Raw genomic sequence first — 13,102 nt, forward strand, 5'->3', positions numbered from 1 at the left:
TTGTATACGCTTCCCCTCTTCCGCCGGGAGAAGCGAAGCAAATGTCAGTGCGCGATCTGCGCCTTCGCCATCGCGTCCGGCTCGTGCTTGTGCTTGAACAGCAGGGCGAACGCTACGCCGGTGACGAGCGCGTACAGCGCGAACGTCGTCCAGATGCCGGGCCAGTTCTTGCAGATCGCCACGGCCTCGCTGCAGGCGTGGTCGGTGAAGAAGCGATCGATGACATAGCCCGAGATCGTGCTGCCGAGCACGGCACCGATGCCGTTGGTCATCAGCATGAACAGGCCTTGCGCGCTGGCGCGGATCTTCTCGTCGCTCTGGCCTTCGACGAACAGGGAGCCCGAGATATTGAAGAAGTCGAAGGCGAGGCCGTAGACGATGCACGACAGTACGATCATCCACAGACCCGATCCCGGATCGCCGTAGGCAAACAGGCCGAAGCGCAGCGTCCAGGCGATCATGGAGAGCAGCATGACGGTCTTGATGCCGAAGCGCTTGAGGAAGAACGGGATCAGCAGGATGCACAGCGTTTCCGAGATCTGCGAGATCGACATGATGAACTCGGGATAGCGCACGGCGAAGTTGCCGTTGTACGCATCGAGTTTGGCGAAGTCGTGCAGGAACGTGTCGCCGTAGGCGTTGGTAAGCTGCAGCGCGGCGCCAAGCAGCATGGCGAAGATGAAGAAGATCGCGAGCTTTGGGTTCTTGAACAGGGTGAACGCACGCAGGCCGAAGGTGTCGACGAGCAGGGCGAACCGGTTCGAGCGGCCGAACGCGTCGAGCGCACCGACTTCGAGTTTCTGCGGATCGCCCAACGCCTGGTCGAACGGGCGGCCGAGCTTGGGCGGGCAGGGCGGCAGCGTGAATGCATACAGGCCGAGGGCAACCGCCGCGGCGGCGGCGACGTAGAACTGGCCCGGCGAAGTACCGAGGTGCAGCAGCGCGATCACCCACAGAGCGACGACGAAACCGATCGTGCCCCAGACGCGGATCGGCGGGTACACCTGCACGATGTCTTCGCCGCCTTGCTTGAGCGCGTTGTACGACACCGCGATCGCGAGCGCGATCGTCGGCATGTAGCACATCATCGTCAGCAGGATCACCCAGAAGAACGTGCCCGGATCCTCGACCGTCGGCAACACCAGCAACAGCCCGGCGCCGAGCAGATGGAGAATGCCGTAGAGGCGCTCGGCGTTGATCCAGCGGTCGGCGAGGATGCCGGCGATCGTGGGCATGAACAGCGAGGCGATGCCCATCGTCGAGAAGATCGCGCCGAACTGCGTGCCCGACCAATGCTTGTTCTGGAACCAGTACGCACCGATCGAGATCAGCCAGGCCCCCCAGACGAAGAACTGGAGGAAATTCATCACGATCAAGCGCAGCTTCAGACTCATTCTTCGCTCCCCTGTTGGTTACGCGCAGCGTATCAGCAATGGGATGGAGCGCAAGCCGCGGCGCCGTGGAACGCATGCTCCGCACGGCGGATCAATCGAACACGGGCAAGGGTCGCCAAGTGGGCCGGGGGCACCCGAGCGCGGGTTCAGCAGCAGCCGCGCGTGCCGCCGTTCTTGTAGCGTGCATCCTGGCGCTGGCGGAAGAATTCCTCGTAGCTCGGAATCACGCGTTCGGGATGATGACGGCGCAGGTGCAATACGTAAGTGTCGTAGTCGGGCACGCCGATCGCGAGCCGCGCCGTTTGCACGGCGCGGCGCCAGAACTGCTGGACTGCATTGGCTGCGATTACGATCGACATGTTGCGTATCCGGTGCTCAGCGCGACAGCGAGGCAAGCGCGACGTACGGCTCCTCGTTCACAGTCGGTTGCGCAGCCGCGTTCGCCTTGAGGATCGCGCGCACCCCGAATGCAACGGTGGCGACGACGAGAGTCATGAACAAGCCGGTGAGCACCGCGTCGATCGTGTTGTTGGTGACGATCTGCTGCATTTCGGCAGCGGTCTTCGCTGGCGCGATCAGCTTGCCGTCCGCGATGCCCTGCGAATACTTTGCCGCAGCGGCGGGGAAGCCGATCTTCGCATCGAACAGCTTCACCCAACCCGCGCTCAGCGTGCAGATGACGAGCCACGCGGCAGGAATGCCGGGCACCCAGGCGTAGCGCGCGAGCTTCTTCTTCACCACGACGACGAGGCACAGCGTCAGCGCAATCGCCGCGAGCATCTGGTTGGCGATACCGAACAGCGGCCACAGCGTGTTGATGCCGCCGAGCGGATCGGTCGCGCCGGCGTAAAGGAAATAGCCCCAGATCGCGACGCAGAAAATCGTGGTGACGATGTTCGCGCTCCACGACTCGGTTTTCTTCAATGCCGGCACGGCGAGGCCGACGAGTTCCTGGATCATGAAGCGGCCGACACGTGTGCCTGCGTCCACGGTCGTCAGGATGAACAGCGCCTCGAACAGAATCGCGTAGTGGTACCAGAACGCGGTCATGCCTTCGCTAGGCATGATCCCGTGCAGCAGCTGGGCCATGCCGACCGCGAGCGTGGGCGCGCCGCCGGCGCGCGAAAGGATGGTCGATTCGCCGATGTCCTTTGCGGTCTGCGTCAACTGGTCGGGCGTGACGACAAAGCCCCACTGGCTGATCGCGGTCGCCGCGCTCGTAACGTCGCTGCCGATCAGCGCGCTCGGCGAGTTCATCGCGAAGTAGACGCCCGGATGCAACGCGCTCGCGGCGATGATCGCCATGATCGCGACCGCGGCCTCGGTCAGCATGCCGCCGTAGCCGACCATGCGTGCCTCGGATTCGTTCGACAGCAGCTTCGGCGTGGTGCCCGAAGAAATGATCGAATGCCAGCCCGACACGGCGCCGCAGGCGATCGTAATGAACAGGAACGGGAACAGGTTGCCCTGGAACACCGGCCCGGTGCCGTCGATGAACTTGGTCACTGCGGGCATCTGCAGGTAGGGCGCAGAGAAGAAGATCGCGATCGCCAGCAGCACGATCGTGCCGATCTTGAGGAAGGTCGAGAGATAGTCGCGCGGCGCGAGCAGCAGCCACACCGGCAGCACCGAGGCGAAGAAACCGTAGCCGATCACGAGCCACGCAAGTTGCGCCGCATTGAAGGTGAAGTACTTCGCCCAGGTCGGATCGGCCGCGACCACGCCGCCGAGCCAGATCGACACGAGCAACAGCACGAGGCCGATGATCGACACTTCGAGCACGCGGCCCGGGCGCAGGAAGCGCAGGTAGACGCCCATGAAGATCGCGATCGGGATCGTGCAGGCCACGGTGAACGTGCCCCACGGGCTGATCGCGAGCGCCTTGACCACGACGAGGGCGAGCACCGCGAGCACGATCATCATCAGCACGAGCACGCCGATCATGCAGGTCACGCCGGCGGCGTTGCCGAGCTCGGCGCGCAGCATGTGGCCCAGCGAGCGCGCGTCGCGGCGCACCGAGAGGCCGAGGATCATGAAGTCCTGTACCGCGCCGGCGATGACGACGCCGGCGAGGATCCACAGCGTGCCCGGCAGATAACCCATCTGCGCGGCGAGTACCGGGCCGACGAGCGGCCCGGCGCCGGCGATCGCAGCGAAGTGGTGGCCGTAGACGATCCACTTGTCGGTCGGCACGTAGTCGAGGCCGTCGTTGCGCAGGCGCGCTGGCGTTGCGCGCGTCGGATCGAGGCCGAGTACCTTGTCGGCGATGAACTTCGAGTAGAAGCGGTAAGCGATGGCGAATACCGCGAGTGCCGCGGCGACGAGCCAGATCGCGTTGACCGATTCGCCGCGGTTGAGCGCGACGACGCCGAGGCACAACGCGCCGGCGACTGCAACCGCCCCCCAAACCAGCTTGCTGACCATCCCGCTCATAGCCCTCTCCCGCCGATTGTTTTCGTTTACGCGAGTGTCGTGCGAGGCCGCAACGTCGTCAAGCGAAAGCCCCATCTTTCAGATCATGGGCTTGGGGCAAACCAGCCGACCACGTCTGCGACTACGTTTGTCGTCCCAGCCTGGTTGTATATGGATACTTGGCCGTTCGCGCCGACCTTGGCCACGACAAGGTTGGCGACGATGTCGCCGGCAACGAAATTGAGGTTCGACGCATTGGGTTGGGTGCTGCCTGTCGGCCAGATCGTCAGGAAGCTCAACGCGGTGGGTTGCACGGCGATAACATTCAACACGACGGCGCCGACGCCAGAGCTCGGGATTCCCGCTCTTCCGGTAACCTTTAGGGGAATCTGGCTGGCCGGACCGATGGAGCCGCCTCCTGCGAACTGACCGTCGACGGTGGACATGCCAGGGCGGGTATCAAGCAGGCGGGCGGGAGTTATCGCAGTCAGCTCCGAGCCAGCCGGAAACCAGCCGGCCACGTCTGCAACGATATGGGTGGTGGCGCTCGGGCTCAGGGCCACGCTGCCGTTCGCGCCGATCTTCGAGATCACCAGATTGGCAATGGTCTGGCCTTGCACGAAATTGATGCTGGACGCATTGGGTTGCGCTCCGCCAGCAGGCCATACGGTAACGTGGCCGAAATTGACCGGCTGCGTCACGGTGAGGTTAAACACCACCGTGTCGGCGCCGCTGGCGGGAACTCCGCCGTGTCCGGCGACAGCGACGTCCAGCTCGGTTCCTCCGGTTACGGGGGCGCGGCTCCCAGTGGTTCGCGTGTCGAGCAAGCGCGCGGGAACCAGTGGGACGAACGCGGAACCCGTCGGAAACCAGCCCGCGACGTCGGCGATCAAGTCCGTCGTGTTGCCTGCGTTGAACAACGAGACCTTGCCGTTGTTGCCCAACTTCGCAACAACCAGATTGGGTATGGTTTGGCCAGGAACGAAATTGATGTTGGACGCATTTGGTCGCGCACTGCCTGTGGGCCATGCGGTGACGTAGCCGATCGCGTTCGGATTAGTGACTGTCACGTTCATGACCACAGCCCCCGCGCCGATCGACGGCACCCCGCCGCGGCCGGCCACAGACAGGTCCAACTGGGTGTTCGCTCCCATCGCTCCGTTGCCTGCGAACGTGCCGTCTGAGGTCTGCATGCCGGGGCGCGTATCGAGGATGCGCGAGGGAGTCAGCGCCGTGAATTTCGTGGGTCGTCCTCTCCACGTCGCCATTGCGGGTGCATTTGCGTTGATTGCGGTCGCGCTGTCCGCGCCGGTCACGGTCGTGCTGCCGACGGTGTATGACGTGCCGATCGGTACGCCACAGCTGCCCGAGTTGCACGTGTTGAGATTCGGGTTGGAAAAGTATGGAGAAAGTGGCGCGCAGCCGTTGGCGGCGATGGGGTACGACATGATTGTGCCGGCGTTGCCGTTGCAGTATCCGCGGTTGTAGCTCGGTGTTCCGTCGGTGCAAGGATAGTTGGGATCGGCGTTACAGTTTTGGCCGCTTTGCGCCGCCGATTGGAGCGATGTCGCCACATCGTGCGCAGCACCCATGACGTGGCCCACCTCGTGAGTCAGCGTGGTGACATCGCAGTAGTAGCCACCGTTGCTGCCGTCTTCGACGACGGCAAAGGCGTAGTCGGAATAGCTGAAGTTCAGCGTCTGGAAACCCAGGCCGCAGACCGAGGCTTGGAACGGCCGCACCATCACGACCACGTCGGCTCCGTACTGATTGCGCAAAGCCGCAACGGCAGAGTCACTTTGCATGCTGTTCAGGGCGGTGTCGTCGCTGACGGCCTTGTCCGAGTAGGAATAGCTGATTGCCTGCGCATAGACGAGATTCAGCGACACATAGATCTGGCTGTTCGCGTGTACGTTGTTGGCGGTTGCAACGAGCAGGTTGAGCCGGGCGATCGTCGCCGCGTAGCCGCCGAGTTGCGTTTGCATCTGCCCGGTGAAAAGAATCAATAGATCGATTTGGGCGGGAGAACCGGAGCTGGCTGCGTTCGCGACCGACGGTGCAGTTGGCATCGAATTCGGTTCGTTGCGGTTTGTCGAACGGCCAACTTTGGCTCGCATCGTGTCGTCCAGCGACGGAATCAAGAGTTGCTCGTCTGCCGCTTCAATGTCGGTAAGGACGGCATGCCGTTCCTCTCCTTCCAGGCGCAGCTTTCCCGTCGGCGTTGAGATGTTGCCGTTGACCTGGCCGGCGTATGTCGAAATGAGGGCGGGGAAATCCTGACCGTGGTCGCGCAAGTGCCCCACCCACACGCTACCACCGCCATAGGCCACTTCCGTGCGATCGTAGATCAGTCGATAGGTTGCCCCGTTCGGCGCGATCAAGTCGGTTTCGTCGCCGGCCCTCAATTTGTCGATGGCAGCTGGGTTGAGTGCAACGAGCCGCCGTGCGCCGGCATGCGGGTCGGAGGAAATTTGCGATGACCGCGTCGCGGTCTGGCCGGTTTCAGCGGGAACCAGCAGGCTGACTTGCCCGACCGCATTCGATGCTGCCAGCAACGACCAAATTGTCCAAGCGATTTTGGGACGAATGTGCATGGCTCCTCCTGAAAAACCGAAGCGCTAGATTAGAGGATGCTTTCGATCCAAAACGAGAAGGCGATCTGAGAAATTCCCACTCCGTCTTTTCGCCTGAAGATGGCGGGAAAACATCACAGCCATTTGGCCCGCTTGAGCACCACGTAAAGCCCCGCACAAATCGCTACCGTCGCCCCGATAAGGACGTAATAGCCGTAGTCGGTCGACAGTTCGGGCATATTGTGGAAATTCATGCCGTACCAGCTCGCGATCAGCGTGGGCGCGGCGAGCAGCCCGGCCCAGCCGGCGAGGCGCTTGACCACCTCGTTCTGCGCGACGCTGACCATCGCCAGGTTGACGTTCATCGCCGCGGTGAGCAGCTCGCCCATCGTGTTGGTCGCGTCGCTGATGCGCGTGGCGTGGTCGTAGACGTCGCGCAGGTACGGTCGCACTTCGTCGTCGATCTGCTTGCCGTGAAAGCGCGAGAGCTGGTTGAGGATGTCCTGCATCGGCGACACCGCCAGACGCAGGGTGACGAGTTCGCGTTTGAGCAGATAGATGCGTTCGATCACCTCGCGCTTGAACGTGTCTTCGAAGATTTCCTTTTCCAGTTCGTGCAGCTCTTCCTTGAATGTCGACACGATCGGCATGAAGTTGTCGACGATAAAGTCGAGCACCGCGTACATCGCGTAGCTTGGCCCCAGTGCCATGAGCTCGGGCGTCTGCTCGCAGGCCTTGCGCGGCGCCGCGTACGACAGCGACGCGCCGTGGCGCACCGTGAGCAGAAAATTTTTGCCGAGGAAGATGTGCGTTTCGCCGAACTCGATCTTGCCGTCCACCACCTGCGCGGTGTGCAGCACGACGAACAGCACGTCGTCGTAGATCTCGATCTTCGGCCGTTGGTGTGCGCAATGCGCGTCTTCGATGGCGAGGTCGTGCAGGCCGAATTCCTCCTGCAGCTTTTCGAGCAGGGCTTCGTCGGGTTCGTGCAGACCGACCCAGATGAACTGGTCGGCGTACTGCAGCACATTGCTGATGTCGTCGAGTGCGACATCGCCAAGCTTGCGCCCGTCCTTGCCGTAGGCGATGCAGTTGACCAGCATCGGCGCCGCAGCCGCGTTTTGCGGAGCGGGGGTATTCGCTGGAGCGCTGGGCTGGACCGGCATATCCATGATTCTATCGCCATGGCCGTGAACCAGCGCATGATGCCGGAAGGATGGCGACAGCCGCAATCGCGGTGCAGGTGCTTTCTACAATCGCTCGCGGGTCGGGACGAGTGTTGCGCTCAGCGCCAGCCCGAGGTGCACTGGCAACAGTAGAGCGATCCACAGCCAGTTGTCCTGCACGAAGCCAGGCAGGATTTTCACGAACCAGGCGAGAACGGCGCAAAAGGCAATCAACGCTGCGACGCGCCTGGCGAAACGTGTGGGGTGCCAGCGCCGTCGCAACGCACCCAGCCAGGCGGGCAGCAACAACAGACAGAGCGGATTGAGCAACAGCAGATTCTCGTTGCGCCAGGCGCTGATGTGTTCGGTCAACGTCCACAAGCCGAGCAGCACCAGACCGCCAATGCCGCAGACCAGCGCGATTGTGCCGGCGAGGCCGGCGAACGCGATGCGCGCTGCCGTGTTCGCGCGTGCGCGTACGAGGCCGAGCAGGATCATCGCTGTGACAATGCCGATCGCGAGCGCCGCCCATGTCCAGCGCGGCGGCAGTTCCAGCGGATCGGGTAGGCGGCCCTTGTTGAGTACGGTTTCGCTGGCGACGAGGGGCATGATGTTGCCGTTGGCGTCGGTCAGTTTGACCTCGCGCACGTGGCGCATCAATTCGGTCGGTACGAAGCTTTCGTCCCAGTACGACAGGCGCTGGTCAGAGTAGGGGCCGAGTCCCGCGTCGATGCCGAGCATGAGCGCCGTATCGGGACGCATGAGTCGGTCGGCATCCATGCGATAGGTGTAGCCGCGCGAGGGCGAGATGAGCTGGGCCTTGATCGCGCCGCCGAGTGCCTTGTCGAGCGCATCGCGCACGCGCGTGGAGCAGTTCGCGCGGAAATAGTCGTAGCGGTACTGTACGTTCTCTGGGCGCGTATTCCATTCGAGGAATTCGGCGAGCTCGCTGCGTTGCGCCGGCGTCAGGTTCAGTTCCTGGCGCACGATCCAGCGGCCTTCGTCGACGTAGACCGGATATTCCTCGGCGGGGTCGCCGACCGCAATGCGGTACATCATGCGGCCGCGCGCGAAGTTGACGAAGAAATTTTCCTGCGCGAAATCGAACATGCCGTAGTTGTACAGGCGCGCCGCACCGGTTGCCCCGTCGCGGATCTCGATCGCGTTGTGACCGAAGCGTTCCCAGACTTCCTCGCCGGGGCCGAAGGTGATCAGCGAGACGGCGAGATTGGCGCCGGACTCGACAGGCGCGGTTTCGGCGGTCTGCGCGAAGGCCGAGGTGATCAGCAGACAGCAGAAGAGTGCGCCGAGGGCGTGTTGCAATCCACGGAACAGCGGAACGATCCGGTCAAGCATCTGCCGGGCGCACGGCAAACTGCAGCACACGGCGGTCGTCGGCACGGGTGACGTGGAAATGGAAGCCACCGAGATCGACTTCTTCGCCGGTCTCGGGTAGATGACCGAACTCGCTCGTGACCATGCCGCCGATCGTGTCGAACTCGTCGTCGGAGAAGCGGCTGCCGAGGCGCTCGTTGAAGTCGGCGATCGGAGTCAGTGCATTGACCAGGAAGCGACCGTCGGGCTGTGCCTGGATCAGCTTCTTGCGCGCGGGATCTTCCTCGTCGTGCTCGTCGTCGATCTCGCCGACGATTTCCTCGAGCACGTCCTCGATCGTGATCAGGCCCGCGACGCCGCCGTATTCGTCCATCACGATCGCCATGTGGTTGCGCGATAGGCGGAATTCCTTGAGCAGGATGTCGAGTCGCTTCGACTCGGGAATCATCGCGACCGGGCGTAGCAGCGGACGGATGTCGCGCGGCGCGGCGCCGTTGGCGAAAGACTTGAGCAGATCCTTGGCCAGCAGGATGCCGACGATCTCGTCGGCGTCCTCGCCGTGCACGGGGAAACGCGAATGTCCCGACTCGATCACGCGGCGCAGGATTTCCTCGAACGGTGCCTCGACCGGCAGCACGACCATCTGTGCGCGCGGCACCATCACGTCGCCGACCTGTTGGTCGGCTACTTCGATGGCGCCTTCGACCATCGACAAGGTGTCACCGGAAAGCAGGCCGTTCGCCTGCGCGTGGCGCAGCTCCTCGAGCAATTCTTCGATGTTGCGCGGCTCGCCAGAGACCATCTGGCTGATCCGGTCCAGCCAGGATCGCGGCGGGGCCGAATTCGGAGGATCGTCGTTCATCTACGTCGAGGCAAAGCCCATCCGGGCGGCTATCCAGTATACCGGAGAATCGGTGACGGAATTATAAATATTTCAAAATCAATCAGTTATATGGGTCGGCGATGCCGAGTTCGGCCAATATGCGGCGCTCGATCGCCTCCATTTTGTGCGCGTCTCGTTCTTTCTCATGGTCGTAGCCGATAAGGTGCAGCACGCCATGAACGGTGAGGTGGGCATAGTGGTCGCGCACACGCTTGCCCTGATCGGAGGCTTCGCGCGCAATCACGGGCGGGCAGAGAACGAGGTCTCCAAGCAGCCTGGATTTCTCGCGCGGCGCGGGTTCGTACGGAAAGCTCAGGACGTTGGTCGCGTAGTCCTTGCCGCGATAGCGCAGGTTGAAGTCGCGAGCCGGTTCGAGGTCGAACAGGGCGATGTTCACCTCGGCCCGACCACGGCGCCTGCCGGTCAGCGCGGCGCGCACCCAGGTCTCGAACGAACGCGAAACCGGAACGCCGCGCCGACCGAAGTCGTTTTGCACGAACACGGAAAGATCGAGGCGGGCGCTCACTTTTTCGTCGCCTCGCCCTTGCGCTCGGTATCGGCCTCGCGTGCCTCGTATGCGCGCACGATGCGCTGCACGAGCGGATGGCGCACGACGTCCTTGGCTTCGAAGAAGGTCATGCTGACGCCCTCGATCTTGGCCAGCACTTCGACCGCGTCGCGCAGTCCGCTCTTCACCTGCTTGGGCAGGTCGATCTGGGTCAGGTCGCCGGTGACGACTGCGACCGAGCCGAAGCCGATGCGGGTGAGGAACATCTTCATCTGCTCGACCGTCGTGTTCTGCGCCTCGTCGAGGATGACGAACGAGTCGTTGAGCGTGCGTCCGCGCATGTACGCGAGCGGCGCGATCTCGATCACGTTGCGTTCGATCAACTTGCTCACGCGGTCGACGCCGAGCATTTCGTAGAGTGCGTCGTAGAGCGGGCGCAGGTAGGGATCGACCTTCTGGGTCAGGTCGCCCGGCAGAAAGCCGAGCTTCTCTCCCGCCTCGACCGCCGGTCGCACGAGCACGAGGCGCTGCACGCGCGAATCGTTGAGCGCATCGACTGCCATCGCCACGGCAAGCCAGGTTTTGCCGGTACCGGCCGGCCCGATGCCGAAGTTGATGTCGTGGCGCGCGATCGCGTGCAGGTATTTCTGCTGGTTCGCGCCGCGCCCGCGCACGGTGCCGCGCTTGACCTTGATCGTGACTTCCTGCGCCTCGAAGCCCTTGTCGTCGGATTCAAGGCCCGATTCGGACAGGCGCAACGATACCTGCGCGCCGTCGAGCGCTTCGCTCGCGGTCGCATCGTACAGGTCGCGCAGCACGCGCTCGGCGAGCTTCACCTTAGCCGCTTCGCCACTGATGCGGAACACGTTGCCGCGATTTGCGATCTCGACGCCGACGCGCATCTCGACCTGGCGCAGATGCTGGTCGAACGGACCGGCGAGATTGGCCAAGCGCTCGCCGTCATCCGGTTCGAGGGTGAGGTTGTGGTGGGTATTGGCCGACATTCGAGCGCTACGCGGCCGCTTTCGTGGCTATGCGCCCGCGCAGCGAATTGCTCATCGCCTCGGTGATCTGCACTTCGATGAAGTGGCCGACGAGATTAGCCGGCGCCGGGAAGTTCACGTAGCGCATGTTCTCGGTGCGGCCGGTCATTTCCTTCGGATTCTTTTTGCTCGGGCCTTCGACGAGCACGTTCTGCACCGTGCCGACCATTGCCAGCGAAATCGCCTTGGCGTTCGCGTTGATCGTCGACTGCAGGCGTTCGAGGCGCGCGTGCTTGACCGCATCGCTCGTGTCGTCGGCCAGGTTCGCGGCCGGCGTACCAGGGCGCTTGGAGAAGATGAAGGAGAAGCTCTGGTCGAAGCCGACATCGGTGATCAGTTTCATCGTCTGCTCGAACTCGGCGTCGGTCTCGCCGGGGAAGCCGACGATGAAATCGCTCGATACGGAAATGTCCGGGCGCACGCGGCGCAACTTGCGGATCTTCTGTTTGAACTCGAGCGCGGTGTAGCCGCGCTTCATCGCGCTCAGCACGCGGTCGGAGCCGGACTGTACGGGCAAATGCAGATAGTTCGCGAGTTTCGGCACGCTCGAGTAAGCCTCGATCAGCGAGTCGGAGAATTCGAGCGGATGCGAAGTCGTGTAGCGGATGCGGCCGATGCCGTCGAGTTCGGCGATCGCGTGGATCAGCAGGGCGAGATCAGCCGTGCCGCCGTCATGCATCGCGCCGCGATACGCGTTGACGTTCTGGCCGAGCAGATTCACTTCGCGCACGCCCTGTTCGGCAAGCTGCGCGACTTCGGCGATCACGTCGTCGAACGGACGGCTGATTTCTTCGCCGCGCGTGTACGGCACGACGCAATAGGAACAATACTTGGAACAGCCTTCCATGATCGACACGAACGCGGTCACGCCTTCCTTGCGTGGCGCGGGCAGGTGATCGAATTTCTCGATTTCGGGGAAAGAGATGTCGACCTGGGCTTTCTTCGTTTCCTTGCGCGCCTCGATCATCTGCGGCAAACGGTGCAGCGTCTGTGGCCCGAACACGAGATCGACGAACGGCGCACGCTTGACGATGGCTTCGCCTTCCTGGCTCGCGACGCAGCCGCCGACGCCGATGACGAGGTTCGGGTTGTTTGCCTTGAGCTCGCGCCAGCGCCCCAACTGGGAGAACACCTTCTCCTGCGCCTTCTCGCGGATCGAGCAGGTATTGACCAGGATGACGTCGGCCTCGGCCTCGTTCTGGGTCAATTCCAGCCCGTGCGAGGCCGCGAGCACGTCGACCATCTTGGCCGAGTCGTACTCGTTCATCTGGCAACCGTGGGTCTTGATGAAAAGTTTGCCGGGCATGGCGAGCGATACGCGAAAGAGAGCGGACCGCGTATTTTAGCGCGCTGTACCCTTGGACACCACTTGGCCGGCTGCAGCGGTGATCGGCGCCTTCGACTCCTCGGCGAGTCGGCGCCGCAGATGCGGCGGTCGGTCCGGACGGAATCTTCTTCCAAGTCGAACGAGGTGGCACTTCGATCCCAAGCTCAAGGGGTGGCGCCGACCTGTCGTGCGGCCAGTGGCGCGAGCCGTCCCTGGCTGTTGGAATCTCCCTACCTGCGCCGAATTCCCCTCATTGTGTGGCAGCGTCCGCCGAGTCGAGGTTGATCTCGGATACGTGCCATGCCGCCTGACGGAGTTCGTCACGGAACCTACGACATGCCTTTCTGTCTGTTGGAACCGGCGACCTAGGCGTCGCTGATGGCGCACCCAGTGGCGGCCGTGCAGTGACGTTTGTTCATGGCAAGTGCAACGACAGCGAGGAATTTCGCAAAATGTATACT

Annotated in this window: 10 protein-coding genes; all 10 read right to left on the bottom strand. The window is 63.0% G+C overall.

Going from position 1 to position 13,102, the window contains the following annotated elements:
• Positions 1-44 precede the first annotated feature (44 nt).
• Positions 45-1,394, bottom strand: a complete 1,350-nt coding sequence (locus F455_RS0118265) for a nucleoside permease (RefSeq protein WP_018974766.1) — start codon at positions 1,392-1,394, stop codon at positions 45-47.
• A 146-nt stretch (positions 1,395-1,540) separates the two neighbouring features.
• Entirely contained in the window at positions 1,541-1,753 is a 213-nt protein-coding gene (locus F455_RS0118270; protein ID WP_018974767.1) for a YbdD/YjiX family protein, read from the bottom strand.
• Between the two features lie 16 nt (positions 1,754-1,769).
• Entirely contained in the window at positions 1,770-3,818 is a 2,049-nt protein-coding gene (locus F455_RS0118275; RefSeq protein ID WP_018974768.1) for a carbon starvation CstA family protein, read from the bottom strand.
• Between the two features lie 92 nt (positions 3,819-3,910).
• Positions 3,911-6,400: a reprolysin-like metallopeptidase gene (locus F455_RS22275; protein ID WP_083919026.1), complete on the bottom strand. Its 2,490-nt coding sequence runs from the start codon at positions 6,398-6,400 to the stop codon at positions 3,911-3,913.
• 113 nt (positions 6,401-6,513) lie between these two features.
• On the bottom strand, positions 6,514-7,551 hold the full coding sequence (corA, locus tag F455_RS0118285; RefSeq protein WP_157579073.1) for a magnesium/cobalt transporter CorA: 1,038 nt from the start codon (positions 7,549-7,551) through the stop codon (positions 6,514-6,516).
• Positions 7,552-7,629: 78 nt separating this feature from the next.
• Positions 7,630-8,901, bottom strand: coding sequence for an Lnb N-terminal periplasmic domain-containing protein (locus F455_RS21410; RefSeq protein WP_018974771.1), 1,272 nt, complete (start codon positions 8,899-8,901; stop codon positions 7,630-7,632).
• The gene (locus F455_RS0118295; protein WP_018974772.1) at positions 8,894-9,742 is read right to left on the bottom strand and encodes a CorC family transporter; all 849 of its coding nucleotides are present in this window, start codon (positions 9,740-9,742) and stop codon (positions 8,894-8,896) included. The genes F455_RS21410 and F455_RS0118295 overlap by 8 nt, the downstream gene beginning before the upstream one ends.
• A gap of 82 nt (positions 9,743-9,824) precedes the next feature.
• Complete coding sequence (ybeY, locus tag F455_RS0118300) at positions 9,825-10,289, bottom strand: rRNA maturation RNase YbeY (protein WP_018974773.1); 465 nt, start codon at positions 10,287-10,289, stop codon at positions 9,825-9,827.
• Entirely contained in the window at positions 10,286-11,275 is a 990-nt protein-coding gene (locus tag F455_RS0118305) for a PhoH family protein (protein WP_018974774.1), read from the bottom strand. Before F455_RS0118305 ends, ybeY begins: the two co-directional genes overlap by 4 nt.
• Before the next feature lie 7 nt (positions 11,276-11,282).
• Entirely contained in the window at positions 11,283-12,620 is a 1,338-nt protein-coding gene (gene miaB, locus F455_RS21415; protein WP_018974775.1) for a tRNA (N6-isopentenyl adenosine(37)-C2)-methylthiotransferase MiaB, read from the bottom strand.
• Positions 12,621-13,102 lie beyond the last annotated feature (482 nt).

Source organism: Rudaea cellulosilytica DSM 22992 (genome assembly GCF_000378125.1).
Classification (GTDB): Bacteria; Pseudomonadota; Gammaproteobacteria; order Xanthomonadales; family Rhodanobacteraceae; genus Rudaea; species Rudaea cellulosilytica.

What these genes read in the sequence shown, in the direction of transcription:
- F455_RS0118295 (WP_018974772.1), bottom strand. Translation starts at nt 9,742, where the DNA reads ATGAACGACGATCCTCCGAATTCGGCCCCGCCGCGATCCTGGCTGGAC.
- F455_RS0118275 (WP_018974768.1), bottom strand. Translation starts at nt 3,818, where the DNA reads ATGGTCAGCAAGCTGGTTTGGGGGGCGGTTGCAGTCGCCGGCGCGTTG.
- miaB (WP_018974775.1), bottom strand. Translation starts at nt 12,620, where the DNA reads ATGCCCGGCAAACTTTTCATCAAGACCCACGGTTGCCAGATGAACGAG.
- F455_RS22275 (WP_083919026.1), bottom strand. Translation starts at nt 6,400, where the DNA reads ATGCACATTCGTCCCAAAATCGCTTGGACAATTTGGTCGTTGCTGGCA.
- F455_RS0118265 (WP_018974766.1), bottom strand. Translation starts at nt 1,394, where the DNA reads ATGAGTCTGAAGCTGCGCTTGATCGTGATGAATTTCCTCCAGTTCTTC.
- F455_RS0118305 (WP_018974774.1), bottom strand. Translation starts at nt 11,275, where the DNA reads ATGTCGGCCAATACCCACCACAACCTCACCCTCGAACCGGATGACGGC.
- F455_RS21410 (WP_018974771.1), bottom strand. Translation starts at nt 8,901, where the DNA reads ATGCTTGACCGGATCGTTCCGCTGTTCCGTGGATTGCAACACGCCCTC.
- corA (WP_157579073.1), bottom strand. Translation starts at nt 7,551, where the DNA reads ATGGATATGCCGGTCCAGCCCAGCGCTCCAGCGAATACCCCCGCTCCG.
- F455_RS0118270 (WP_018974767.1), bottom strand. Translation starts at nt 1,753, where the DNA reads ATGTCGATCGTAATCGCAGCCAATGCAGTCCAGCAGTTCTGGCGCCGC.